24 protein-coding genes and 1 pseudogene are annotated in these 24077 nt (G+C 61.0%); 16 read left to right on the top strand and 9 right to left on the bottom strand.

Annotated features, from left to right (window positions below; translation table 11 throughout):
* Nucleotides 1-11: 11 nt before the first annotated feature.
* On the bottom strand, nt 12-1058 hold the full coding sequence (locus tag A6U98_RS34765) for a Gfo/Idh/MocA family oxidoreductase (protein ID WP_064655848.1): 1047 nt from the start codon (nt 1056-1058) through the stop codon (nt 12-14).
* A gap of 370 nt (nt 1059-1428) precedes the next feature.
* On the opposite strand from A6U98_RS34765, the gene A6U98_RS34760 reads away from it, so the two are divergent.
* The 6 genes from A6U98_RS34760 (at nt 1429) to ugpC (ending at nt 7926) form a co-directional block, all read left to right on the top strand.
* Nucleotides 1429-2727, top strand: a complete 1299-nt coding sequence (locus A6U98_RS34760; RefSeq protein WP_064655739.1) for a hypothetical protein — start codon at nt 1429-1431, stop codon at nt 2725-2727.
* A gap of 171 nt (nt 2728-2898) precedes the next feature.
* Nucleotides 2899-3828, top strand: a complete 930-nt coding sequence (locus A6U98_RS34755) for a sugar ABC transporter permease (protein ID WP_003550501.1) — start codon at nt 2899-2901, stop codon at nt 3826-3828.
* Nucleotides 3825-4667, top strand: a complete 843-nt coding sequence (locus tag A6U98_RS34750) for a carbohydrate ABC transporter permease (protein ID WP_011649125.1) — start codon at nt 3825-3827, stop codon at nt 4665-4667. The genes A6U98_RS34755 and A6U98_RS34750 overlap by 4 nt, the downstream gene beginning before the upstream one ends.
* A gap of 38 nt (nt 4668-4705) precedes the next feature.
* Nucleotides 4706-5944 carry an ROK family transcriptional regulator gene (locus tag A6U98_RS34745; protein WP_064655738.1) on the top strand — a complete coding sequence of 413 codons (1239 nt, stop codon included), beginning with the start codon at nt 4706-4708 and terminating at the stop codon, nt 5942-5944.
* A gap of 43 nt (nt 5945-5987) precedes the next feature.
* Nucleotides 5988-6842, top strand: coding sequence for a sugar phosphate isomerase/epimerase (locus tag A6U98_RS34740; protein ID WP_064655737.1), 855 nt, complete (start codon nt 5988-5990; stop codon nt 6840-6842).
* A 22-nt stretch (nt 6843-6864) separates the two neighbouring features.
* On the top strand, nt 6865-7926 hold the full coding sequence (gene ugpC, locus A6U98_RS34735) for a sn-glycerol-3-phosphate ABC transporter ATP-binding protein UgpC (RefSeq protein WP_064655736.1): 1062 nt from the start codon (nt 6865-6867) through the stop codon (nt 7924-7926).
* A 162-nt stretch (nt 7927-8088) separates the two neighbouring features.
* On the opposite strand, the gene A6U98_RS34730 is transcribed toward ugpC, so the two are convergent.
* The gene (locus tag A6U98_RS34730; protein ID WP_064655735.1) at nt 8089-8574 is read right to left on the bottom strand and encodes a ProQ/FINO family protein; all 486 of its coding nucleotides are present in this window, start codon (nt 8572-8574) and stop codon (nt 8089-8091) included.
* Between the two features lie 279 nt (nt 8575-8853).
* Between A6U98_RS34730 and panC the strand changes: the two genes are divergently transcribed.
* Nucleotides 8854-9765, top strand: coding sequence for a pantoate--beta-alanine ligase (panC, locus tag A6U98_RS34725; protein ID WP_064655734.1), 912 nt, complete (start codon nt 8854-8856; stop codon nt 9763-9765).
* A complete protein-coding gene (gene panB / locus A6U98_RS34720) occupies nt 9762-10583 on the top strand; it encodes a 3-methyl-2-oxobutanoate hydroxymethyltransferase (protein ID WP_064655733.1) in 822 nt (273 codons plus the stop codon). The genes panC and panB overlap by 4 nt, the downstream gene beginning before the upstream one ends.
* A gap of 21 nt (nt 10584-10604) precedes the next feature.
* Here the strand turns inward: panB and A6U98_RS34715 are convergent, their stop codons facing one another.
* Nucleotides 10605-11519, bottom strand: coding sequence for a hydrogen peroxide-inducible genes activator (locus A6U98_RS34715; RefSeq protein ID WP_064655732.1), 915 nt, complete (start codon nt 11517-11519; stop codon nt 10605-10607).
* A 143-nt stretch (nt 11520-11662) separates the two neighbouring features.
* On the opposite strand from A6U98_RS34715, the gene katG reads away from it, so the two are divergent.
* On the top strand, nt 11663-13849 hold the full coding sequence (katG, locus tag A6U98_RS34710) for a catalase/peroxidase HPI (protein WP_064655731.1): 2187 nt from the start codon (nt 11663-11665) through the stop codon (nt 13847-13849).
* Nucleotides 13850-13913: 64 nt separating this feature from the next.
* Here the strand turns inward: katG and A6U98_RS34705 are convergent, their stop codons facing one another.
* From A6U98_RS34705 to A6U98_RS34695, 3 genes are all read right to left on the bottom strand, one after another.
* Nucleotides 13914-14324, bottom strand: a complete 411-nt coding sequence (locus A6U98_RS34705; protein WP_064655730.1) for a type II toxin-antitoxin system VapC family toxin — start codon at nt 14322-14324, stop codon at nt 13914-13916.
* Nucleotides 14321-14581: an AbrB/MazE/SpoVT family DNA-binding domain-containing protein gene (locus tag A6U98_RS34700; RefSeq protein WP_064655729.1), complete on the bottom strand. Its 261-nt coding sequence runs from the start codon at nt 14579-14581 to the stop codon at nt 14321-14323. Before A6U98_RS34700 ends, A6U98_RS34705 begins: the two co-directional genes overlap by 4 nt.
* A 136-nt stretch (nt 14582-14717) precedes the next feature.
* A complete protein-coding gene (locus A6U98_RS34695) occupies nt 14718-15272 on the bottom strand; it encodes a DUF3299 domain-containing protein (RefSeq protein ID WP_064655728.1) in 555 nt (184 codons plus the stop codon).
* Nucleotides 15273-15381: 109 nt separating this feature from the next.
* On the opposite strand from A6U98_RS34695, the pseudogene A6U98_RS38185 reads away from it, so the two are divergent.
* Nucleotides 15382-15486, top strand: a pseudogene (locus A6U98_RS38185) (transcriptional regulator); the annotation flags it as partial.
* Nucleotides 15487-15498: 12 nt separating this feature from the next.
* Here the strand turns inward: A6U98_RS38185 and A6U98_RS34690 are convergent.
* A complete protein-coding gene (locus tag A6U98_RS34690) occupies nt 15499-16473 on the bottom strand; it encodes a zinc-dependent alcohol dehydrogenase family protein (RefSeq protein ID WP_064655727.1) in 975 nt (324 codons plus the stop codon).
* Nucleotides 16474-16526: 53 nt separating this feature from the next.
* On the opposite strand from A6U98_RS34690, the gene A6U98_RS36590 reads away from it, so the two are divergent.
* The 4 genes from A6U98_RS36590 (at nt 16527) to A6U98_RS34670 (ending at nt 20583) form a co-directional block, all read left to right on the top strand.
* Entirely contained in the window at nt 16527-16943 is a 417-nt protein-coding gene (locus A6U98_RS36590) for a thioesterase family protein (protein WP_011649139.1), read from the top strand.
* A 29-nt stretch (nt 16944-16972) separates the two neighbouring features.
* On the top strand, nt 16973-18502 hold the full coding sequence (locus A6U98_RS34680; RefSeq protein WP_064655725.1) for an AMP-binding protein: 1530 nt from the start codon (nt 16973-16975) through the stop codon (nt 18500-18502).
* Nucleotides 18480-19682: a thiolase family protein gene (locus A6U98_RS34675; RefSeq protein WP_064655724.1), complete on the top strand. Its 1203-nt coding sequence runs from the start codon at nt 18480-18482 to the stop codon at nt 19680-19682. The genes A6U98_RS34680 and A6U98_RS34675 overlap by 23 nt, the downstream gene beginning before the upstream one ends.
* Before the next feature lie 151 nt (nt 19683-19833).
* On the top strand, nt 19834-20583 hold the full coding sequence (locus A6U98_RS34670) for an ATP-binding protein (RefSeq protein ID WP_064655723.1): 750 nt from the start codon (nt 19834-19836) through the stop codon (nt 20581-20583).
* A 76-nt stretch (nt 20584-20659) separates the two neighbouring features.
* Here A6U98_RS34670 and A6U98_RS34665 read toward each other — a convergent pair whose 3' ends face one another.
* Entirely contained in the window at nt 20660-21118 is a 459-nt protein-coding gene (locus A6U98_RS34665) for a carboxymuconolactone decarboxylase family protein (RefSeq protein WP_064655722.1), read from the bottom strand.
* A gap of 382 nt (nt 21119-21500) precedes the next feature.
* Between A6U98_RS34665 and A6U98_RS34660 the strand changes: the two genes are divergently transcribed.
* Nucleotides 21501-22265: an SDR family oxidoreductase gene (locus tag A6U98_RS34660; RefSeq protein WP_064655721.1), complete on the top strand. Its 765-nt coding sequence runs from the start codon at nt 21501-21503 to the stop codon at nt 22263-22265.
* 62 nt (nt 22266-22327) lie between these two features.
* Nucleotides 22328-22741 (top strand): cupin domain-containing protein, encoded by a 414-nt coding sequence (locus A6U98_RS34655; protein ID WP_064655720.1) that lies wholly within the window; start codon nt 22328-22330, stop codon nt 22739-22741.
* Nucleotides 22742-22788: 47 nt separating this feature from the next.
* Here A6U98_RS34655 and A6U98_RS34650 read toward each other — a convergent pair whose 3' ends face one another.
* A complete protein-coding gene (locus tag A6U98_RS34650) occupies nt 22789-24072 on the bottom strand; it encodes a cystathionine gamma-synthase family protein (protein WP_064655719.1) in 1284 nt (427 codons plus the stop codon).
* Nucleotides 24073-24077 lie beyond the last annotated feature (5 nt).

Here is a 24077-nt window from a genome sequence, read left to right as displayed (position 1 = left end):
TGCATCTTACCTCAGGCGAGCGCTTCATCGGTATGGCTGAGATCGGAGGCCAGCGCCTTGTCCAGGACTTTCTGGATATTGGCCGCCCGCCGGAACGAGGGTTCCTGGGTCCTGCCCGCCCGCACGGCCTGCACGAAACGCTGGTAGTTCGTCTCGACCGGATCGAAGGGGACGTCGCGCCAGGTTGCCGTGTGCACGTCTTCGCCAAGGCAGGCGCGAAGCGTCGACTTTCCGGTGTCGTAGATCATCTCAATCGAGCCGGTTTCCCCATAGACCCTGAGGCGCAGCTGATCCATCTGTCCGGCCGCCGTGCGCGTCGCCTGGATCGTCCCGATCGCCCCGCCGAAGAAATCGACATTCATCGTAAAGCTGTCGTTCGCATCGAGATCATACTCGCCGATCTTGTGTCCCGGCGCCTTGTCGAAGGTCTTCAGCCGCGCGAAGACGTGAGCAACGTCGAGCCCGGAACCGTATGATGCGAAATCGACGATATGAATTCCGATATCGCCGAGCGCGCCATTGGATCCGTGCTTCTTGCTCAGCCGCCACAGCCATTTGCTTTCGGTTTTCCAGTCGCCCCAGTGGCGGCCGACCAGCCAGCTTTGAAGGTGGGACGCCTCGACGTGCCTGATCTCCCCGATTTCGCCGGCGAGCACCATCTGCCGGCCTTTCTGGAGAGCCGGCGAGTTGCGATAGGTGAAGTTGACCATGCCGACCTTGCCCGATCGCTCGATGGCCTCGGTCATCTCCATGGCCTTGATGGCATCGGTGGCGAGCGGCTTTTCGCAGAAGACGTGCTTGCCGGCGGCAATCGCCTGAAGCGTCGTCGGGTGGTGAATGCGGTCCGGCGTCACGTTTGCCACTGCGTCGAACTCGCCCCAGGCGAGGGCGTCCTCAAGGGTGGTGAAGTGATTGGCGATGCCATGTTCGGTGCAAAAGGCCGCGAGCCTTTCCGGGACGACATCGACGCCGCCCACGACGCTGACGCCTTCGATCGCCTTGAAGTTGGCGGCATGCTGGTTGGCCATTCCGCCGGTACCGAGAATGAGTAGACGCATCTTATCCTCCATGGAATTAACTTCCCGCGGCAGTTCAGCCGGGCAAAAGCGCACTCGCGCCATCGCAGCCATCCGCGATTGCCTCGTGCTCTTCTTCAGGAAAATTGCGGTGGATGCGCCGCACGTGTCGCGGGACGCTCCATCACTTTCACGGCGCATATCCTTTTCCGGAAATCGATCTCGATTTTCCGGAACTGTGCGCTAGCTGCTGTTGATTGTCGCCAGCATCTCAACCTCCCAGGTTCTGTCCTCCCAAGCTGTGGCTTGACATCAAATCAAAGTAACTTAATCTAATTAATGCAGCACGGAAATGAGGAGAGGTCAACTGACCGCCAGGCTGTATCCGTTCAAAATGGGGAGGAGACCCATCATGAAGAGCGCCACCGTCAGCGCATTTGCGCTGAGCACCATGTTATTTTCAGCATCCGTTTCATTTGCCCAGGAGCTTGCCACGAAGGACAGGATCGGCCTTGCCGATGCGCCAAAATCCCTCGTCGTCCGTCTGACGAACGATAGTCCCAACAATTCGGATCCGGCGATCGCCGAGGGCTATCAGAAGCTCTTCGTCGATTTCATCAAGAAGCATCCGGACTGGAAATTGCAGATGCAATTCATGTCCTCCGACATCGGCACGGAACAGGCCAAGATGCTGGAGCAGGCCAAGGCCGGCAACGCGCCTGATTGCGCCGCTGTCGACTCCTTCGTTCTCTCGCAGTTCATGGTCAATAAAGTTCTTGCGGACTTCACGCCGTATTTTTCGAAGGAGGAAGTGGATGACCTGTTCCCCTTCATCCGCAGCGGCATCACGGATAAGGACCAGACGGTCCGCGCCTGGTGGTGGGATACGGACCTTCGTGTGCTCTACCGCAATAAGTCGATCGTTGCGGATGCGCCGCAGACATGGGACGACCTGAAAAAGGCCGCGCTCGCCTCCACCAAGGAAGGCATGGAAGGCGTTCTCTTCAATGGCGGGCGCTGGGAAGGGACGACGTTCGACTGGCTCGCGAATTATTGGGCGCTGGGCGGCAAGCTCGTCGACGACTCAGGCAAGCCAGTGTTCGGCGAAGGAGAGAACAAGGAGAAATTCCTGAAGGCGCTGAATTATTTCAAGGATCTCGTCGACTCCGGGGCAGCGCCTAAGCGCGTCAGCACGATCGCGAATTATGACGATATGAATGCTGCGGCCGCAGCGGCGACGACGGCTCTCTTCATCGGCGGCAACTGGCAATATGCGCAGCTGAAGGCCACGCTCGACGAGGACGAGTTCAACAACTGGACCTTCTCGCCGATCCCCGGCCCCAGCGCCGATCAGCGCTCGACCGGCACGGGCGGCTGGACGATCGCTTCCTTCAGCAAGGACAAGGACAAGATCGAGATGTGCGCCAACCTCGCACGGGAGGTTTATATGGGGCCGGCAAACGCGCTGCAGCAGCAGTTGCCGACCAGGAAATCGCTGTTCGACAAATATGAGGTCTTCTCCACCGAAGCCAACAAGACCTTCGCCAAGGCTCTGGTCGACGGACAGGCACGCCCAGGCGTGCCGATCTATCCTGAAATCTCCAACCAGATCCAGATCATGATGGGCGACGTGCTCTCGGGGACCAAAAAGCCCGAAGACGCCTTGAATGCCGCCTTCAACGCGGCGCTGGAGGCTTACAAGCGTCTCTAGTGCTTCTGAGCGTGACGGCGCCTGTCCCAGGCGCCGTCGACCTACAGCGCCGCACGTCTTTTCAGACGCGCAAAGGACGCTGTAAAACTTTGAATCTGCGCATCGTGCTTTCCGAAAATCGATTCTGATTTTCGGGCCGATGCGCGAGCGAAACCCCGGACAGAGAAGCCAATGAGCCCCATTGCCATCGAGGCTGACAGCCCGCCTCAAAGCAGAACGTTCATGCGCCGTTTCGCCGGTGCGCCCCTGCCCTGGATCATGCCCGTGATCGTCGTCATCGGCATCTTCTATCTTTATCCCGTCATCGACGTTTTCAGGCTTTCATTCACCAATGCCACGCTGATCGGCGACAACCAGGATTATACGCTGGGGTCGATCACCAATGCGTTGAGCTCGCCGCAACTGCCCGACATTTTATGGGCGACCCTCATCTTTGTCGGCGGAAGCGTCATCGGTCAGCAGATCTTAGGTCTTGCGGTGGCTGTTGTGGTCATCCGCGGCGAAAAGCGCGGCCTGTTCGGCACCACCATCCTCAGAACGACGGCGCTGGTGGCCTGGGTCGTCCCCGGAATTGCCGGCGGCATCATCTGGCAGATGCTCTTTTCCGAAGCGCCTTATGGCGCGCTGAACAGCATTCTGAGGCTGATGCACATGCCTGTTGTCGCCTGGCTCTCGGACCCTGCTATTGCGCCGTGGTCCACCCTCATCTCCAACATATGGCGCGGCACCGCATTTTCGATGGTCGTCATGTATGCGGCGCTGAAGTCGATCGATCCCTCGCTCTATGAAGCAGCTGAAGTCGACGGCGCGACGGCATCGCAGCAGTTTTTCTTCGTCACGCTTCCGCAGCTGCGCGCGGCGATCCTCGTCAACATGATCCTCATTACGATCCAGACGGTGAATACCTTCGATGCGATCATCACGCTGACGGGCGGCGGTCCGGGGCGTGCGACGGAGGTCATCTCGCTCTACGTCTTCAATATCGTCTTTAGAAACTACGACCTGTCCGGCGGCAGCGTGCTTTCCGTGCTCATGCTGATCATCAGCCTCGGGCTCGCCTTTATCTATGCGTCGTTCCTGCCGAAGGAGGAAGAGCAATGAGTGGACGGACCGGAACGCGGCTCGGCGATGCCATGAGCTATCTCTTCATGCTGGTAATGTTCGTGTTCTTCGCCGGCCCCCTCACCTACCTCCTGTCGATGGCGATGCGCGACAAGCGTGAGATCTATCGCGGTGCGGCGCGATATATTCCAAACAATCCCACCATCGACAATTTCATCACCGTTTTGAACAACAGCTATTTTCCGATCTATCTCTGGAACGGCCTCAAGCTTGCCGCCCTCAGCGGGCTCGGCGTCCTGATCGTCGCACTGCCCGCGGCTTACGCCTTTTCCCGCTTTCAGTTCCGGGGCAAGGGCCTGTCGATGATGGGCCTGCTACTCTTCCAGATGATTTCGCCGCTTGTCATCATGGTGCCGCTCTACCGCTACATGAACCGCCTCGGCCTGCTGGATACGCATTTTGCCGTCGTCATGGTCTATATTGCGCTTGGCGTTCCGCTGGCGACCTGGCTCCTGAAGAGTTCGGTCGACGGCATCCCGCGCAGCCTCGACGAAGCGGCGATGATCGATGGCTGCAATCGATTTTCGGTTTTCTGGCGCATCATTCTGCCACTATCGGCGCCGGGCATTGCGTCTGTCTTCATCATCACCGTGATTGCCGGCTGGTCGCAATTTCTGGTGCCTTTTCTGTTGCTCACGAAAAATGATCTGATGCCGATCGGCGTCGGGATATTTAACTTCCGTGGCATGCAAACCGACTCGTCCATCCAACTGCTTGCCGCGGCCTGCCTCATCGCGGTCGTTCCGGCGATCGTCGCCTTCCTGTCGCTCCAGCGGCTGATCCTCGGTGCGATGACCAGCGGCGCGGTCAAGGGATGACGAAGGGTTCAGGCTATGCGCACGGAAGGATTTCGAGCATGAACCAGACACTCGGCGCCAGGCTGTCCCCGGATCTGACCGGCGCCAATGTCGAAGAAGCAGGCGAGCACAACAGGGCTGTCGTCCTGCGCTGCATCCATCGCCAGGCGCCGATTTCGCGTGCTGAAATCGCCAGGCGGACGGGTTTTACCAAACCGGCGATCGCCCGGATCGTCGATCGCTTGCTGGACGAAGGCCTGATCATGGAAGCTCGCCGGCGGCATGGGCTGAGAGGCCAACCGGCGATCGAACTCGAAATCAATCCGGATGCCTGTTTTGCCATCGGCATCAACATCGATCGCGACCATCTGACGATCCTGGCCGTCGATGCCGTCGGCAACGTCCGCGCCCGCGTGCACCACGAGAAACGCTTCATCCTGCCGGCGGAATTCCTGCAGCTCACGGCCGATGCGATTTCGCATTTCCAGCGCAGCCGGCTCATCGATGACGCGCGCCTCGCCGGCATCGGTCTGGCTATGCCGGATTGGCTCGGCGAGATTTCGCTTCTCGGCAAGCCCAAGGCCTATCAGGAATGGACGGCATTCGATGTGCGCGCCGCACTGGAGAACCTGACGCCGCATCCCGTCTTCATCGAAAACGAAGCCAATGCCGCAGCCCTTGCCGAGCTCGATTACGGTCTGGGTGCTGAAAGCAGCAGCTTCTTCTACATCGCCATCAATCCATGCCCGGGCGGCGGCCTCGTGCTCGATGGCAACGGTCATCGTGGCGCCATGGGCCTCAGCGGCGAAATCGGCTGGTTGCCGATCGCCGACGGCCGGGACGGGAAGGCCCACAAGGTCCAGCTGCTCGGCGAGATATTCTCGCTGTTCTTCCTCTATGATTTCCTCGCGCAACACGGCGTCGAGGTGAGTGTTCCCCACGATCTCCTGACGCTGGATGCGCATGGCAGGCGCCTTGTGTCGCAGTGGCTGAAGGAAATGAGCGCGCATCTGGCCGTCGCCGTCAAGCATATCGGCATGGTCGTCGACCCAGACGCCGTCCTTGTCGGCGGTAGATTGCCGATCCGCATCGTCGACGAATTGCTGCGCTATGTGCACGAGCATCTCGATGCCGAGGACACCAACCTTCCCTCGCTTCATCGCGCCTCGCTCGGAGAGGATGCGTCGGCCATGGGAGCGGCGGCCATGCCGATGGCAGCAGCCCTCATGCTCGCATCGGCGGACGCTGCGCAACGCACACGTTCGCCACTTAAAAACATGGATCGCCTGAACGGTTGAAACGGCCGCAAGGCCCCAGGTATTTTGGTGAAGGAGGATTTTGGTGAAGATCGGCTTTTACACTTCGACATTCAACGATCGCCCCTTCGAGGAAGTGGTGGATTTCGCCGCTTCTGCCGGTTTCGACGCCATCGAGATCGATGTCGGCGGCCATATCAAGACGCCCGATCAAGTGGCCGCCGCCGTCGCGCTCGCGCGCAGCCGCGACCTCTTCGTGTCGTCAATCACCTATTTCGGCAATCAGCTCGATGCTGACCGCGCAAAGCGTGAGGCACTTCGGGCGAAGACCGCCGAATTTGCCGACGCAATCGGTGAAGCAGGTGTCCCGATCTTCGTGATCTTTCCCGGCCGCGACGACACCGCAAGCGATGAAGCCAACTTTGATGACTTTGCCGATTTCGCCAACGGGCTGATCGCGCAGACGCAGCCCTATAACCTGACCTTCGCAATCGAGAACTGGCCCGGTCCGAAGGACAATTTCATCGGTACGACGCCGAAAGGATGGCAGGAGCTTTTTCAAAGGATCGAGAACCCCCGCTTCGGCTTGGAATTTGATCCCTCGCACCTCATCCGCATCGGCGTCGATCCCTATCGGGCGATGGAGGCGGTGAAGGATCGCATCGCTATCCTTCATGCCAAGGACACGGCAATCGATAAGGATAGCCTGCAGGCTGTCGGCTATCACGGCAAGGGCTGGTGGCAATACAAGCTGCCCGGGCTCGGCCTCATCGATTGGCCGCGGTTTCTGCGCCAGGCCCGCGGGGCCGGCTTCGACGGCACGCTGTCGATCGAACACGAGGATGCCGCCTTTGGCTGGCCGGGCAAGGACTTGGCCACGCGCAAAGACGGCGAGCGCCTCGGCCTCGATTATTTGAGAAATGTCCTGAGCGGACTTTGACAGCGATTTCGGGAGGACGGTAATGGCCCATGTTTCGGTCAACAATGCGCGCAAGGATTACGGCGCGTTCAAAGCCATCAAAGGCGTCTCGGTCGATATCGGCGACGGGGAGTTCGTCGTTCTGGTCGGCCCTTCGGGCTGCGGCAAATCCACGCTTTTGAGGATGATCGCCGGCCTCGAGGGCATCACCTCAGGGCAGATCCAGATCGGCAAACATATCGTCAACGAGCTTGCTCCCAAGGACCGGGACATCGCCATGGTGTTCCAGAATTACGCGCTCTACCCGCATATGACCGTTGCCAAGAACATGGGCTTTTCGTTGCGGCTGAAACGGATGCCGAGGTCGGAAATCGCTCAGCGGGTCGGCAACGCCGCGAAGATCCTCGGTCTCGAAAGTCTCCTGGAGAGATATCCCAAGCAACTGTCGGGCGGCCAGAGACAGCGTGTGGCGATGGGGCGGGCGATCGTGCGCGACCCAGCCGTCTTCCTCTTCGACGAGCCCCTGTCCAACCTCGACGCCAAGCTCAGGGTGCAGATGCGCTCGGAGATCAAGGAGCTGCATCAACGGTTGCAGACGACGACCATCTATGTCACCCACGACCAGATCGAAGCCATGACCATGGCCGACAAGATCGTCGTCATGAAGGACGGCCTGATCGAGCAGTCGGGTTCTCCGCTGGAATTGTACGATCGTCCGAACAATCTCTTCGTCGCCGGCTTCATCGGCTCCCCGGCGATGAATTTCATCAGTGGCAACATGACGGAAGACGGGTTTCGAACCGCCGACGGCCTGCTCCTGCCGAGTGAGCGCCGTCCGGCAGATGCCGTCATCTACGGCATTCGTCCCGAACATATCCGGTTGGACCCAGGCGGCATCGAGGTCACGACGGTGGTCGTCGAGCCGACGGGTTCGGAAACGCTTGTTATCGTCCGGCTGGGGACGCAGACGCTGACCTGCGTCTTCAGGGAGCGGATCAGGGCAGCCCCCGGCGAGGTGCTGAAGATCGCGCCAATCCACGATGCGGTTCATCTGTTTGCCGCAGACGAGCAGCGGATCACATCAGGCGAAGCCCCGTTGAACTGACCCGGCCGACTGCCCCTCCCCTTCGGCCGGCGCCGGCCGGGGGCGCGTTTTCCGCGCCCCCGATGCGGCCAAACTCATCGAGCGACTACGTCGCCCCTGCGAATGACGATCGCCCTACGCAAGAAGGCGCAATGACTGCAAGCCGTATATGCGAAGCTGATGTCATCCCGCGCTAGCTGGCGGCGTTCCTTTTTTGCCGAGGAGGGCTGCGCGGATCTGTTCGCTTTTGCTCAACAGGGGAGCGGGGACCGGTTCTGTCTGCTCGGGCGCTTCTGTCTTTCCGGTCGTCTGCTTGAGGCTCAGAAAGCGTTTTTGCGCGACCAGCCGGTCTTCGGACGACAATGGTTCGACCGGTTCCCCATCAAGACTATGGCGCATGGAATCGGGTTGGGCACTGGCAAAATAGTAGCGCCGGCAGTGGACATAGGCCGCGGTCGCTCGCCTGAGCGTCGTGACGCCGATATCGGGCTTCAACAGCGGGCGGAGTTCGTTGAAAAGGCCGACGGCAAATGGAAGGACAGGATCTCCCGCCTTGGCCGGAAGGACGTCGACCGGCCGGATCAGCAGCATGTTGATCGCGTTTGCCTTCTCGACGTCGAGCTCGGTTGCCGCAATCGGTCCGCGGCTGATCTTCCAGGGCTTGTCCATGCGTCCTCCATGTAACGTCCATAGCGACCGACTGTGATGGTATCTTGACGGACAGGGCGAGTAACGGAAGTCGCACATCGTCGGTTCCACTGCAAGCAGGTGAGAGACGCGGAACAGCAGCCAAGGGACGAAAAATCTGTTCCCCCGGGGCTGATATGGTCCGGTGTCATCGCTGGCGTCTCATCTAATCGTTTTTATCGAGGAATATGCATTGACCTGCCGCATCGATTACACTTCTTATCCGCGCCCAAGATGGAGTGACCGGCCAGGGGAGGATATATGCGGGTTTTCTCGAGCATTGACGAGCTGCGCCACACGCTCGATGCGCTGAGGCGGCAGGGGCGGACCGTCGGCCTTGTTCCGACGATGGGCTATCTCCATGCCGGTCATATGGAGCTGGTCTCGCGCGCCCGCGCAGAGAACGACATCGTCGTCGTCTCGATTTTCGTCAATCCGCTGCAGTTCGGACCGGCGGAAGATCTGAGCAAATATCCGCGCGATCTGGAGCGCGATGCCGCCATGCTGAGGCAAGCCGGCGTCAATTTCCTTTTTTCGCCTGGCGTCGAGGACATGTATCCCCGCGCGATGTTGACCGTCGTCGACGTTCCCGATCTCGGGCGCGAGCTCGAAGGGGCGGTACGGCCTGGGCATTTTGCCGGCGTCGCCACCGTCGTCTGCAAACTTTTCAGCATCGTGCAGCCGCAGACCGCCTATTTCGGAGAGAAGGATTACCAGCAGGTCGTCATCATCAAGCGCATGGTGGACGATCTGGCCTTGCCGGTGCGCGTGATATCGGTGCCGACGGTCAGGGACGGCGACGGCCTCGCATTGTCGTCGCGCAACGTCTATCTCAGCGAGGCGGAGCGGCGTGCCGCGGTGATAGTCCCTCAGACCCTTGACGAGGCGGAGCGTCTGGTTGCCGACGGCCTTATCGAACCGACGGAACTCGAGGCAAAGCTCACGGCATTTCTCAATCGCGAGCCTCTGGCAAAGCCCGAGGTCGTCGCCGTCAGGGATGCCGCGACGCTGCAGCCGGTCACGTCGATCGCGGACCCTGTTGTCGTGGCGCTCTTCGTTCGGGTCGGCTCGACACGGCTGCTCGATAACAGGGTTGTTGGTGGCAACCGAGTGATCGCGAACAACAGGATTACCGGCGGGCGGGGCTTGCCGGGAAAGGGAGTGACCAGATGAGCGCTGCCGCAATTCAGAAGCGCCTGACCCCAGCGCGCGTCGCAGCCATGAAGGGCGGCAAGCCGATCGTCTGCCTGACCGCCTATACGACGCCCATGGCGCGGCTGCTCGATGAGCATTGCGACCTGCTACTGGTCGGGGATTCGCTCGGCATGGTGCTCTACGGGATGGAGAGCACCATCGGCGTCACGCTCGACATGATGATCGCACACGGAAAGGCCGTGATGCGCGGCGTCGGCAAGGCCTGCGTCGTCGTCGACATGCCGTTCGGCACCTATCAGGAATCGAAGGAGATTGCCTTCCGCAACGCTGTTCGCATCCTGCAGGAAACCGGCTGCGATGCCGTCAAGCTGGAGGGCGGCGAGGAGATGGCCGAGACCATCGCCTTTCTGACCAAGCGGGGGATCCCGGTTATGGGCCATATCGGCCTGATGCCGCAGCAGGTTCAGACCTCAGGCGGTTATCGGTCCGTCGGCCATTCCGAACACGAGACGTCGAAGATCCGCCGTGACGCCCACGCCGTTGGCGGCTCGGGCGCCTTTGCCGTCGTCATCGAGGGCACGGTGGAGCCGCTCGCCCGGGAGGTGACGGCCGCTATCCACATCCCGACCATCGGTATCGGCGCTTCTTCCGCCTGTGACGGCCAGGTTCTGGTTTCCGACGATATTTTGGGACTCTTCAACGATTTCACCCCGCGCTTCGTCAAGCGCTACGACGAACTCGGCAAGAGGATTTCGGCCGCCGCCGCCGCTTATGCCGACGAGGTCCGATCGCGACAGTTTCCGGCAGCGGAGCATACGTTCAAACGGCGATCTTGAGGCGAGGTCATATCAGGTTCATCACCGGGCGGCATACTGTTCGCGCATGCTGTCGGCCGACCGGCGAACCGCCTCGGAAACCTGCTGGAGCTGTTTGGCCATGGGCGTCGAATTGCGCCAGATCATGCCGATCGTTCGCGACGGCTGCGGAGACTGAAAACGGGAGATCGAGACATGCGCAGAGCGCGTTTCGAGGGGAACGGCCATCTCCGGAATCAAGGTGATGCCGATACCGGCGCTGACCATCTGGACCAGGGTGGAGAGAGAGCTGCCTTCCATGACTTCGCGGGGACGGGCCTGCCCTATCTTGCAGAACGACAAGGCCTGATCGCGAAAGCAGTGGCCCTCCTCGAGCAGAAGCAACCGCATTTCGCGCAGCGCCTCGCGTTCGGGCACCGGCTTACCCTCGTCTTCGGGCCGCCGAACCAGCACGAACTCTTCCTTGAAGAGCTCAAGTTCTGCCAGGGAGGGTTCCGACACGGGCAAGGCAACGATGGCCGTGTCCAGCTGACCTTGCGCCAGCTCGTGAACCAGCTTCGACGTCTGCGTCTCGCGCACCTCGATCTGGATACCGGCAAAGCTTCTGTTCAGATCGTTGATGATTGCCGGCAACAGATAGGGTGCAATCGTTGGGATGATGCCGATGCGCAGCCGCGTTAGGAAAGGATCGCGTGCGGCGCGCGCCAGATCCGCCAGTTCGTCCACACCACGCAGGATTTCGCGGATCCTGAGCGCGACGCTTTGGCCGAAGGCGGTCAGCTTCACTTCACGCGCGTTGCGCTCGAAAAGCTCTCCGCCCAACTCTTGCTCAAGTTCTTTGATCTGCATTGACAATGCCGGCTGGGAGATCGCACAGGCGTCGGCAGCGCGTCGGAAGCGGCCATCTCTTGCCAGTGCTTCAAAATAGCGTAGCTGTTTCAGGGTAAGATTCTTCATAATCTCAGCTTATCGCAACGATCAGTAAATCCAACTTAAATTTATGAAGCGCTTCCGATATGAAGACTGCAAGGGGAGAGTGGGGCACCAGCTCGGCTCATCTTTTTGACGCGCAGACAGACCAAACAATGAAGGAGACGATCATGGACAATCCCACTGACAGCGCAGGCAAATGTCCTGTTGCACACGGCAATACGCCTCGCAGCAGATCCAATCGCGACTGGTGGCCGGACCAGTTGAACGTGCAGATTCTTCATCACAATTCCGGCCGCGCCGACCCGCTCGGCCAAGCCTTTGACTATGCCGAGGAGTTCAAGAAGCTCGATCTCGATGGCCTGAAGAAGGATCTTCATGCGTTGATGACGGATTCGCAGGATTGGTGGCCGGCAGATTTCGGCCATTATGGCGGCCTGTTCATCCGCATGGCCTGGCACAGCGCCGGCACCTACCGCATCACCGACGGCCGAGGGGGCGCCGGCCAGGGCCAGCAGCGTTTCGCGCCGCTCAACAGCTGGCCTGACAACGCCAACCTTGACAAGGCCCGCCGCCTGCTGTGGCCGATCAAGCAGAAATACGGCAACCGCATCTCCTGGGCCGACCTGCTGATCCTCACCGGCAACGTCGCGCTCGAATCCATGGGCTTCAAGACCTTCGGATTTGCCGGTGGCCGCGCCGACGTGTGGGAGCCCGAGGAGTTGTTCTGGGGTCCTGAAGGAACCTGGCTGGGCGACGAGCGCTACAGCGGCGAACGCGAGCTGGCAGAGCCGCTCGGCGCCGTGCAGATGGGCCTCATCTACGTTAATCCGGAAGGCCCGGGCGGCAATCCCGATCCGATCGCCTCGGCGCGCGATATCCGCGAAACCTTCGGCCGCATGGCGATGAACGACGAAGAGACCGTGGCGCTGATCGCCGGCGGTCACACCTTCGGCAAGACCCATGGCGCCGGCGATCCGTCCCTGATCGGCGCCGAGCCGGAAGGCGGCGCGATCGAGGATCAGGGCCTCGGCTGGAAGAGCTCGTTCGGAACCGGCGTCGGCAAGGATGCGATCACCGCCGGCCTCGAAGTCACCTGGTCGCAGACGCCGACCAAGTGGAGCAACTACTTCTTCGAAAACCTCTTCGCCTTCGAATGGGAACTGACGACGAGCCCGGCCGGCGCGAAGCAGTGGCAGGCCAAAAATGCCGAGGCCTCCATTCCGGATGCCTACGACGCCTCGAAGAGGCACCTGCCGACCATGCTGACAAGCGATCTCGCGCTGCGTTTCGATCCGACCTACGAGAAGATCTCCCGCCGCTTCCTCGAAAATCCCGACCAGTTCGCCGACGCTTTCGCCCGCGCCTGGTTCAAGCTGACCCACCGCGACATGGGACCGAAGGTGCGCTACCTCGGCCCGGAAGTTCCGGCCGAAGATTTGATCTGGCAGGATGTGATCCCGGCCGTCGACCATCCACTCGTCGACGACAAGGACATTGCCGAACTGAAGGAAAAGGTTCTCGCCACCGGCCTCACCGTGCAGGAACTGGTCTCGACCGCCTGGGCGTCGGCCTCGACCTTCCGCGGTTCCGACAAGCGCGGCGGCGCCAATGGCGCGCGCATCCGCCTTGCCCCGCAGAAGGACTGGGACGCCAACCAGCCGGCGCAGCTCGCCAAGGTGCTCGGCGTTCTCGAAGGCATCCAGAGGGACTTCAACGCCGCTCAGACCGGGGCCAAGAAGATCTCGCTCGCCGACCTGATCGTTCTGGGCGGAGCAGCCGGTGTGGAAAAGGCGGCAGCGGCCGGCGGTCATGCCGTCAGCGTGCCGTTCACGCCTGGCCGCATGGATGCTTCCGAAGCCCAGACCGACGCGCATTCCTTCGCAGCACTCGAGCCGCGCATCGACGGCTTCCGCAACTATGTGAACGGCAAGCGCCATCAGTTCATGAAGCCGGAAGAAGCACTCGTCGACCGCGCCCAGCTCTTGACGCTGACCGGGCCAGAGATGACCGTCCTCGTCGGCGGCCTGCGCGTGCTGAAGGCAGGCGACCCCGAGCACGGCGTCTTCACTTCACGTCCCGAGACGTTGACGAACGACTTCTTCGTCAACCTGCTCGACATGGGCGCGCAGTGGGTTCCCCTCGCTGGCAAGGAAGGCGTCTATGAAGGCCGCGACCGCAAGACCGGCGCCACCAAGTGGACCGGCACCCGCGTCGACCTGATCTTCGGCTCGCACTCGCAGCTTCGCGCCTTCGCCGAAGTTTACGGCCAGGCCGACGCCAAGGGGAAGTTCGTCAAGGACTTCGTCGCGGCCTGGACCAAGGTCATGAACGCCGATCGTTTCGATCTCGTCTAATCGGCGACAATTTGCCCGGGCGCAGTTTAGGCTGCGCCCGGGCTTTTTTCGTCTGAGACCGGACCTACCGCCCGACCGTCCAGTCCTCGACACGCAGATCGTCGACGCGGCGGAAGTCCCCGACATTGTTCGTAATGAGAACCAGATCCCGGGTCCTCGCCTGAGCGGCGATCAGAACATCATAGGGACCGATCGGTGTTCCCTTTGCCGCCATTGCGGCACGGATCTCTCCAGCGGCCAACGCATCCTCCTGCTCGAAACCGACAACTGAGAAATCCGCCACGAACAGGCGCAGGGTTTCAAGATTGTAGGAAATTTTCGCGCTTTTATAGGCGCCATAATAGAGCTCGTGCATCACCACGGTCGACAGCCCGATCGATCCCTCATCGCTGTCGATCACGCGCTTCAGCAGTGTTTCCGATTTCCTGCCGATCAGGGCGATCACCGCATTGGTGTCGATAAGGTGCGTGATCACTTGAACAGGTCCTGAAGACCAAGTCTCTCCTGCTCATCCGGCTGCTCTCGCCCTTCCGCCATGAAATCGTCGCTGAGGCCGCGCTCCAAGGCGCTATACAACGATGCCCACCGCAAGCTGCGATCGGCCCGTGGCCGAAGGATCACAGCATCTCCCTCCCGCGTCACCTCCACCTGGTCGACGTTGAAGCGGAATTCTTTCGGCAGCCGGACGGCTTGCGAATTACCGGATTGAAATACACGCGCATATTGCGGCATTAGAGGGTCCTCCGCAGTTTGTATATATGTTGTTGTATATACGCAGTTGGCGGTATTCATGCAAGAAGCCGTCCCTGCGCCTTCTACTGAACATGATGCCGAAAAGTGTGAGCGGCTTGTCGGACGACATCCTGTTCTAGCGAGGCAAAATGCCGAAAGGCGAAAGTGACAGCAGATCGGGATCGGTCGTCGCCGTTACTGTCGCTACCTGGGCATGGTTTATGCTGTAGCCGTAGGTGAGGACGCGGTCACCGTCGATCATGAAGAATTGCGCCTGATCCAGGCCCGGCCGCAGGGTACCCGTCACGGTGACGGTCTCGTACATTCTTGCCAGGTGCAAAGGCTCTTCCGGAACGACACGGACCAGTTGGTTGGGTGGAGGGGAAGGCATGTGGCTGCAGGCTCCGGCCCAGGGCACCAGCATGAATTCGTAGACAAGATCGCCATCCTGGTCGATCGGCAGAACGAAGCCCGTCAATTCGATCGGATGTTCCTCGCCATGCCAGGCGAGTGTTTCGCCTTGTGGGCCGCTGACCGCCTTGCCCGACAGCGGCACTGTCGCTTTGGGCTGATCGGCCGGCCGTAAAGCGTTCCAGAAGATAGGCTGTGCTGCAGCAAAGGCGCTGGATATTGGCCATGCGGAACAAAATGCCAGCGCCGCGAACGTCAGGAGGAAAGGTTTGTGTTTCATCGTTGCATCTCCACGGGCCGGCCGCTTTGACCACCTTGCCGCTGCCGCATGGATGCTACTCTCGATCCCGCTCGGCCGTCAAAGCTTCCGGCGCTCAGTGCGCGCCGCGGAACTGGGGCGATCCTTCCTCAATCCCATGAAAACCCTGATCGGATGGGCCGAGCAGAACCACCCGGCAATCACTAGCGCGCGGCAACGGCACGAAAACGCCTAGTGACCCTGTTCGTCAGGCCAGCAGAACCTTGCCGCCCGTTCGGAAGGGAAGAGCGGACTGCAGGGCTTGGCGGACATTTTCCAAGGGGAATACCTCCCGCACCTCGGTCGCGATGACTTTCGAAACGATGTGTGCCGCGACCTCGGAATAGGCCCGTTGGACATCGCCCATGGCCTGCGAATGAACCCATTCCCGGAGGTGACAATAGGAAAAGGCGATATCGGGATGGGAGGCCCAGAAGGAAGCCGGAATGCTTTGGCCCGAAAGCAGGCCGTAATGCACGAAGCGTCCGCCCGGCCTCAGCGCATCGGCGAGGACGGATGCACGCACGCCGCCGACGCAATCGAGAACCGCGTCGAGCCCATGCCGGCCGGCGAGCCCGGCAACCAGATCGCTTTCGCTTTCTTCCCTATCGATGATAACAGCCTCGACCCGGCCGCGCAGGCGCTCAAGTGATCCTTCGCTACGGACGATGGCGACAGGCTCCACGCCTGCGGCATTGGCGAGACCGATCAATATCGCTCCGATCGAAGAGGCGGCGGCATTGATGGCAATACGCATGCCGGGCCTCAGCCCGATCTTATTATGCAGCATCAGCCAGGCCGTCATCGGGTTGACGTAGCTGGTCGCAGCCTCGAAGTCGGTGAGTTCGTCTGGAACACGAAGGCACCAATCGGGATCGGTATCCTTGAATTCCTGCCAGCCGCCGGCGCTGCGCACCGGCAGCACGCGTGCCCCGGGGGAAAGCACATGAACCTCTTCACCGCACTGCTCGACCACGCCGAACGCTTCGAAGCCGGGAATGAAGGGCAATGTCGTGCGTCCGCTATAGGCCCCTGATATGGTTATGATATCGGAGGGATTGATCGACCGCGCCAGCAGGCGCACCCTCACCTGGTCGCGCGCCAGCGACGGCAGCGCAGCCTGCTCGAGTTCGACGACATCCTGAGCCGGGCCGAATTTTCGCACGACCGCCTGATATTGCATTGCATCCCCCACACACTGCGGTTAGATCACCCCGTCGAATTTTCGGTGATCGAATGAGCGTTGACGACAGGCCTTTAGCATCGTTCCGGGTCTCGATGCGAGACATCGACATTTATGGTCATGTCCACAACTCCCGTTATCTCGACTATTGCGAGGATGCTGTCGTCGAGTTCCTGCGGCAACGGCAAATTCTCAGCCATTTCCGTCACACCTCCTCGGGCGTCGCATATCACGTGAAGAAGGCGGAGATCACCTTTCACAGCCCCATCGACCTTGACGATGTTGTCGAGGCAAAGGTGGACGTGGAGAAAATTGGGCGTACGAGCCTGTCCTTTGCGATAGAACTCTTTCGCCAGCGCGATGGTGCTCATTGCGCATCGGCGCATTTCGTCTGGGTTTGCGTCGGCCTCTCCGACAGCCGCCCGACTCCGATTCCCGAAGCGACCAGAGCCGCTCTGTCTCCAGGCTGACGGCCGATCATTCAAACCCGCGGGTGTCCATGCCGATTCATGCGCAGCTTCTTCGACATGCAACGGAGACACCGGACAAGCCGGCGCTGGTGATCGACGGGCACTCGCTCAGCTATGGCGAGCTCTATGTGCGCGCCAACGCAATTTATCGCTTTCTCCAAGATCTCCCTCGCTCGAACCGCCGTACGCTCGATCTGCCCGGTGTGGAGAAGCTTGCCGCTCTCACCCTTGGCAACCATATCGGCTTTGCCGAGTATTTTGCGGCGGCCACCGCTTTCCCGAATGCCTGCGCGGTTATCGACCCGATGATGCCGGCGGAAAGGATCGAACGCATAATCGAGCGGCTGGCGCCTGACGTTTTGATTGTCGACGACGATGCTGGACCGAGCGCCGAAATTGCCCGAAGACTCGGCATTCCCGTTATCGCTGCCGGAGCGGAGGCTTTCGACCTCGCCTCGACGGAAGGTGAAACCGAACTGCCGCTCGATGCCGACAAGATCTTTCTGATCGGCTTCACCTCGGGGACCACCGCCGAGCCGAAGGCCTATTATCGCTCGCGCGAACAATGGCGCCGGAGCCTCGATCGAGGACGCGTCGTTTTCGAACTCGAAGACGCGCCGTCGACAATGTGCCCGGGAGCCCTCGCGCATGGCCTGGCGCTTTATGCATTGGTCGAAGCTTTCGATGCCGGGGCAACCTTTCACTCAGTCCGGAAATGGGATCCCGTCGCGGTGGCACGCACGCTCTCCTCCCGGCAAATCGAGAGGCTGGTTGCCGTACCCACCCATATAGCCGGCATTGCAAGAGCCTGGGCAAGCGAACCCGCTCTGACCTCCCTGCGCGACGTTCTGACCGCTGGCGCAAAGCTCGACAGGAACGGGGTCGAATCCATGCGTCGCCTGTTTCCGAAGGCCCGTATCCGGGAATATTACGGCGCATCCGAAATTGGTTTCATGACCGTCTCGACCCTCGCGGGCGGCGAGATCGATTTTCCGATCGAGCGGGTCGGACAAGCCTATCCCGGCGTGGGAATTTCCATTCGCGATCCCGATGAAAAGGATGTCGGGACCGATGCGGCGGGAACCATATTCGTCGACAGCGACCTGATCGCGGATGGATATCTCTGGGGCGACGACGGTCAGGCATTCCGGGTCACAGAAGCTGGAGCGACGGTCGGGGATCTCGGCGAACTCGATGCCAATGGCATGCTGCGGGTGATCGGCAGGGCGGGCGGCATGATGATATCAGGCGGCAACAACATCTATCCCGCCGAAGTCGAGGGTGCGCTCAAGGCCTGCCCCGGCGTCGAGGATGCCGTTGTCTTCGGGCTGCCGGACGCCTATTTCGGTCAGCGGATGGTCGCCGTCGTCTCGGGAGAGACGATGGACCCAAAAATCCTGGCCGATCATTGCGCGCAGATGCTCGGGAAGTACAAGATCCCCAAGCACTTTTACCATATAAGGTCCTGGCCGATGACAAGCAGTGGGAAAATCTCGAGGGGGCAAGTGGAGCGGGCCGTGGTTTCTGGAGACGATCTTGTCCTACGCCTTCCAGCCTGACGTGGATTGGCAGCCGGTCGTGGTTGCCGCCTACCGGTCGCCGATCGGCCGGGCTTTCGGATCGCTTGCGACTGTCGCGGCGGAAGACCTGCTTGCGCCGATCATTCATCGGATCCTTTCCGAAACGGGAATTGCACCTGACACCATAGACGACGTTCTGGTGGGCAACGCCGCCGGCGGCGGCGGAAATATCGCGCGGCTGGCAGCGCTGACCGCAGGTCTGCCCATGGCGGTTCCGGGTGTTTCGATCGATCGGCAATGCGGCTCGGGCCTGGAAGCGATCATCACGGCAGCCCGGTTGATCCAGGCCAAAGCCGGTTCGTGCTTTCTGGCCGGCGGCGTGGAGAGCGTCAGCACCGCGCCATGGCGCGTCGAAAGACCAAAGGCGAATGGGATGCCGCCGCGATTTTACGGGCGCGCCCGGTTTTCGCCTGAAACGATCGGCGACCCGGAAATGGGAATTGCCGCCGAAAATGTCGCGCGTCAGTTCGGCATATCGCGCCAGAGACAGGATGAATTCGCCCTGCGCAGCCACCGGCTCGCCGTACAGGCGGCCGAGGCGGGCATCTTTCGGCCAGAGATCGTCGACATTTCCACCGGCCACGGTCTGGTCGAACGGGACGAGTGCCCACGCGCGTCAACATCTCTCGAGGCGCTCGCAAACCTCCGGCCGGTCTTCCTGGCCGATGGTTCGGTGACGGCAGGCAATGCATGCCCGCTGAACGACGGCGCCTGCCTGGTGCTTGTCATGAGCCGCGCAATGGCGAGAAGCATGGATATCGAAAAGGGCCTTGCCTTCATCGATAGCGCCGCTGCCGGTGTGGATCCCAATCTGCTCGGCATTGGGCCGGTGGCCTCGACCAGGAAGCTGCTGCAGCGTCAGCCCGGGGTCCCGCTCTCCGGCATCAATGCCATCGAGTTCAACGAGGCCTTCGCGGCCCAGGTTCTGGCATCGCTCGATCAGCTCGATATTCCTGCCGACACGATCAACAGGAACGGCGGAGCAATTGCCTTGGGCCACCCGTTCGGGGCCTCCGGCGCAATCCTCGTGACCCGGCTCTACAGCCAGCTGATCCGCGATCTCAGCGGATGGGCGCCGGGCGCGACCGGCCTGGCCATGATCGGTATCGGCGGAGGCATCGGCCTCACCGCCATGTTCGAGGCTACCCAGCTTTCCTGACCCAAAAGGGGTAACGGCATCCGGCGCGAGACCATACGACGGTATTGCTTGCCCTCACCCTTGAACCAATCGACTACAACCCCGCTCGCGTCATAGCCTCCATTTGCTCGGGAACGACATGTCTGTTGCTGGAGCGGATGAGGAGCAAAACATGTCGCAGTCAGATACCAACAGTCTTGCCGATGAAGCTTACTTTTCCCACACTCGACCGGATGCAATTTCCCTCGACGCAAATTCTGCCGACGGCATATTCGGCGTCGTGCACGATCTGGGCAATCTGATCCAGGTCGCCACCTCCGCGCTGAACATGATTTCACGCAGTCCCGACATCGAGATCGGCCCTACCCTCCTGCCGGTCTTCGCCAGTGCCAGGATTTCGCTTCAGCGGGCAGGAACGCTCGTTCAGCAGACGATGCGCCTTGCGAGCGACGGCAATGCCGCGGCCGAGCCGGTCGACGTCAGGGCTTGCCTGATGGAGATCGAAGCCCTGGCCAGAGCCACCTGGGATCGCAATATCGCGTTCGAGATATATGCCAGCGAGACGCTTCCGATTTTCCGATGCAGTCGCGTAGGGCTGCAAAGCGCCATCATGAATCTGCTGCTCAATGCACGCGACGCTATGCCGGATGGCGGCGTGATTTCAATCATAGCCACCGCCATCGACGACGAACGCGCCGCAGCCGGGATCGAATTGCGGATTTCGGACAATGGTCTCGGGATGACAGAAGATGTGCTACGCCGGGCGAGCGATCCGTTCTTCACGACGAAAGCATCGGGGCTCGGCGGCCTCGGATTGCCGATGGTGAACCGCTTCGTTCGGGAAGCACGGGGCCATCTCCGTCTGGAAAGCGAGCCCGGCCGAGGCACGGTGGTGACACTGCGATTGCCCGTCGAAGGCTGAGACCCAGCAATCCCGGCCAAATTCAGTTTGCATAGCCGGGCGAAGCTTTTCGCCCGGCCTATTGCTCATGCAGCTGTCAGGCGGCGGCGCGTTTGTGATCTGCCGGATGCTGAAGCCGAAAGCCGATCGCCAGCCTGTTCCAGGCGTTGATCATCGCAACACCGATCGAAAGCGCAACGAGCTCGTCATCCGGGAAGTTGGCATGCGCCTCTTCATAAACATCATCCGGCGCATGGCTTTTCGCGATCTGAGTGAGAGCCTCGGCCCAGGCGAGTGCGGCCCGCTCCCGAGTGGTGAAGAGCTGCGACTCCCGCCACGCGTTCAGAAGCAGTAGCCGGTCATCCGTTTCGCCGAGCTTCAGCGCGTCCTGGCGGTGCATATGCAGGCAATGCGCACATCCGTTCATTTGGGAAACGCGCACTTTGACGAGTTCGAGCAGCTTTGGATCGAAGCTGCTCGCTATCCAGCCTTCAACAGCCACCAGGCCGTCGATGCCGCTGTTCTTATGGGCCATGAAGTTCAGACGCTTGATCATTCTTATCTCCATCGTGCGGATTGATGGCCGGAGTCACTGGCTTGCGGACCAGTGAATACGCCTTGCTTTCCGGGTCGACCATCTGCCCCGATGGTAGGTTTGCTCGAGGCCTGTCGATGTGATGTCCCGCCACTTCGGCCGACTGCCTCGACCGCAGAGCCAGATCGCCTACTACGTTCGCATAGGGTGACAGCGACCGAGGTAGAATAGTTTGGGGCCGCGATCCGGCGCATCCTCCTGCCCATCGGTTACACCGGCCGCACCGGCAACGGTGCCGATGAAGTCGCTTCGCTCATCGAGGGCGCGGGGGCATGCCGAGCAGTTGCCTGCTCGCTTTCAGGTCAACAGAGGAAACTCCTCGTAAAGGAAAAGGAGACTACCCATGAAAATCGTCGTTATCGGCGGCACGGGCCTCATCGGTTCAAAGACCGTGGAAAGATTGCGCAGCAAGGGGCACGACGTCTTGGCGGCTTCGCCGAATTCGGGTGTGGACACGATCACCGGCAAAGGCCTGGCGGAAGCGCTCGCCGGCGCACAGGTGGTGCTCGACCTCGCAAACTCGCCCTCGTTCGAGGACAAGGCCGTCCTGGAATTCTTCCAGACGTCGGGCCGCAATCTGCTCAAGGCAGGTGCTGCCGCCGGCGTGAAGCATCATATCGCGCTGTCGATCGTCGGCATGGAGCGGCTGCAGGGCAGCAGCTATATGCGCGCCAAGATGGCCCAGGAAGAGCTGATCAAGAGCTCCGGCATACCCTACACCATCGTGCATTCCACCCAGTTTCATGAGTTCATGGCTGGCATTGCTCAGTCGAACACGATCGGCCAGACGGCGCATCTGTCGCCGGCCTATCTGCAGCCGATCGCCTCGGACGACGTCGCCGACGTTATGGCCGATGTGGCGCTCGCCCAGCCCGTCAACGGTACGATCGAAATCGGCGGGCCGGAAAAAATCCGCCTCACCGAAATCGTGACGCGTCTCTTCAATGCGATGAACGATCCCCGCCAGGTGGTCGCCGATCCGCATGCCCGCTATTTCGGCGTCGAGCTCGAGGACAATTCGCTTGTGACCGGGGCCAAGGCTCGGCTCGGCCAGATCCGCTTCGACGATTGGCTCAGCCGTCAGCCGCCGCAGAAAAAGAGCGCCTGACAGCGAGGCTGCGTCTGTCGACCCAGCCTGTCGACCCATTCTATCAATTGAGGAGACCAGACATGCTCAGGAAAATGATCTCGGCAGCAGCCTTCGCCCTTGTCCTTGCCGCCGGCACTCAGGCTCACGCCGGAGGTGGGAAAGCGAAGATAAGCGTCGTTTTTGACCAGAAGCTTCCCAATGTTCCCGGCAAGAGCATGCGGGGGGTGCTCGTCGAATATGCGCCGGGCGGTTCCTCGCCCGGCCATACGCACCCGGCGTCGGCCTTCATCTATGCCACTGTTCTCGAAGGGGCGATCACCAGCAAGGTGAATGACGGGCCGGAGAAGGTCTACAAGGCCGGCGAAAGCTTTCCCGAATTTCCCGGCGATCATCACAGCGTCAGCAAAAACGCCAGCAAGACAAAGCCGGCGCGCCTGCTTGCGGTGTTCGTGCTGGATACCGACGAGACGGAACTGACAATCGACGACAAGTAAAGGCCATGCTCGATGCCCGGCGCCGCCGGGCATCGTTTCTCCCCCGATCACACCGCCTGCAGCGCCATCTCCAGGTCGGCGATCAGATCGTCCGGATGCTCGATGCCGATCGAAAGGCGGATCGTCGATTCCAGAACCCCGATGCGCTGGCGGACATCGGCGGGCACGCCGGAATGTGTCATGGCGGCTGGATGGCTCGCAAGCGATTCCGTGCCGCCCAAGCTGACCGCAAGCTTGAAGATCTGCAGCGCGTTCAGGAATTTGAACGAGGCTGGCTGCCCGCCGCGAATGTCGAAAGAGAAAGTCGAGCCGGCGCCGGTGCATTGCGCGGTGAAGGTCCGGCCGGCCGGTGATTCCGGATCGTTGTAGGGCAGATAGTGGACCTTCTCGACCTTCGGGTGATCGCGCAGATAGTCGGCGACGGTCCGCGCATTGCTGTTTGCCCGTTCCATACGGAGCTGCAGCGTTTCCAGCGAACGGCCGAGCATCCAGCAGGAATGTGGATCGAGCTGCGTGCCGATCGCGCCGCGCAGGGCCTTGATCTGCTTGATTACCGCCTTTCGACCAAGAACGGCGCCGGCGATCAGATCGGAATGACCACCGACATATTTCGTCAGCGAATAGAGCGAAATATCGGCACCGTGCTCGATCGGCCGCTGGAAGACCGGTCCGAGCAGAGTGTTGTCGCAGACGATGATCGGCATATGGCCCTGTCTTGCGCCGATCGTGTCGGCAACGCGTCGGATCATCGCGACATCGACCAGGCTGTTGGTCGGATTGGCAGGCGTCTCGATCAGGATGACGGAAACGCGGCCCTTGGCCATCGCCTCTTCCGCCGCCTTCTGCACCGATCCTTCGCTGACGCCGTCGACAAACCCGACGGCGGCGGCGCCGAGGTTCAGGAAGGTCTTCGCCAGCAATGTTTCCGTTCCTCCGTAGAGTGGCTGCGAATGCAGGATCGCATCCCCCGGCCGGATGAAGGCGAGCAGAGTGGTGGCGATCGCCGCCATGCCGGATGAAAACAGCACGCCGCTTTCCGTTCGTTCGTAGACGGCCAGCCTGTCCTCGACGATCTCGCTGTTCGGATGGTTGAAGCGCGAATAGACGAGGCCCGCCCCCTTCCCCTCTGGCGGCTCGCGACGGCCCGACACGTAATCGAAGAAGTCGCGACCATCCTCGGCCGTCTTGAACACGAAGGTCGAGGTGAGGAATACCGGCGGCTTGACCGCCCCTTCCGAGAGCTCCGGATCGTAGCCGTAATTCAGCATCTGTGTTTCGGGATGCAGGGCATGATTGCCGATATGGGTTTTGGAAGGATGCGGGGCGGTCATCATCG

This window comes from Rhizobium sp. WYCCWR10014 (genome assembly GCF_001657485.1).
Taxonomy (GTDB): Bacteria; Pseudomonadota; Alphaproteobacteria; order Rhizobiales; family Rhizobiaceae; genus Rhizobium.
This window is presented reverse-complemented; position numbering and strand designations above follow the sequence as displayed.

Bases quoted from the DNA above. Each gene is read 5' to 3' on its own strand.
- A6U98_RS34650 (WP_064655719.1), bottom strand. From the start codon at position 24,072: ATGACCGCCCCGCATCCTTCCAAAACCCATATCGGCAATCATGCCCTG.
- A6U98_RS34700 (WP_064655729.1), bottom strand. From the start codon at position 14,581: ATGCCGCAATATGCGCGTGTATTTCAATCCGGTAATTCGCAAGCCGTC.
- A6U98_RS34750 (WP_011649125.1), top strand. From the start codon at position 3,825: ATGAGTGGACGGACCGGAACGCGGCTCGGCGATGCCATGAGCTATCTC.
- A6U98_RS36590 (WP_011649139.1), top strand. From the start codon at position 16,527: ATGAGCGTTGACGACAGGCCTTTAGCATCGTTCCGGGTCTCGATGCGA.
- A6U98_RS34655 (WP_064655720.1), top strand. From the start codon at position 22,328: ATGCTCAGGAAAATGATCTCGGCAGCAGCCTTCGCCCTTGTCCTTGCC.
- A6U98_RS34715 (WP_064655732.1), bottom strand. From the start codon at position 11,519: ATGAAGAATCTTACCCTGAAACAGCTACGCTATTTTGAAGCACTGGCA.
- A6U98_RS34660 (WP_064655721.1), top strand. From the start codon at position 21,501: ATGAAAATCGTCGTTATCGGCGGCACGGGCCTCATCGGTTCAAAGACC.
- A6U98_RS34760 (WP_064655739.1), top strand. From the start codon at position 1,429: ATGAAGAGCGCCACCGTCAGCGCATTTGCGCTGAGCACCATGTTATTT.
- A6U98_RS34680 (WP_064655725.1), top strand. From the start codon at position 16,973: ATGCCGATTCATGCGCAGCTTCTTCGACATGCAACGGAGACACCGGAC.
- A6U98_RS34765 (WP_064655848.1), bottom strand. From the start codon at position 1,058: ATGCGTCTACTCATTCTCGGTACCGGCGGAATGGCCAACCAGCATGCC.
- A6U98_RS34755 (WP_003550501.1), top strand. From the start codon at position 2,899: ATGAGCCCCATTGCCATCGAGGCTGACAGCCCGCCTCAAAGCAGAACG.
- A6U98_RS34695 (WP_064655728.1), bottom strand. From the start codon at position 15,272: ATGAAACACAAACCTTTCCTCCTGACGTTCGCGGCGCTGGCATTTTGT.
- A6U98_RS34670 (WP_064655723.1), top strand. From the start codon at position 19,834: ATGTCGCAGTCAGATACCAACAGTCTTGCCGATGAAGCTTACTTTTCC.
- A6U98_RS34745 (WP_064655738.1), top strand. From the start codon at position 4,706: ATGAACCAGACACTCGGCGCCAGGCTGTCCCCGGATCTGACCGGCGCC.
- A6U98_RS34690 (WP_064655727.1), bottom strand. From the start codon at position 16,473: ATGCAATATCAGGCGGTCGTGCGAAAATTCGGCCCGGCTCAGGATGTC.
- ugpC (WP_064655736.1), top strand. From the start codon at position 6,865: ATGGCCCATGTTTCGGTCAACAATGCGCGCAAGGATTACGGCGCGTTC.
- katG (WP_064655731.1), top strand. From the start codon at position 11,663: ATGGACAATCCCACTGACAGCGCAGGCAAATGTCCTGTTGCACACGGC.
- panC (WP_064655734.1), top strand. From the start codon at position 8,854: ATGCGGGTTTTCTCGAGCATTGACGAGCTGCGCCACACGCTCGATGCG.
- A6U98_RS34730 (WP_064655735.1), bottom strand. From the start codon at position 8,574: ATGGACAAGCCCTGGAAGATCAGCCGCGGACCGATTGCGGCAACCGAG.
- panB (WP_064655733.1), top strand. From the start codon at position 9,762: ATGAGCGCTGCCGCAATTCAGAAGCGCCTGACCCCAGCGCGCGTCGCA.
- A6U98_RS34665 (WP_064655722.1), bottom strand. From the start codon at position 21,118: ATGATCAAGCGTCTGAACTTCATGGCCCATAAGAACAGCGGCATCGAC.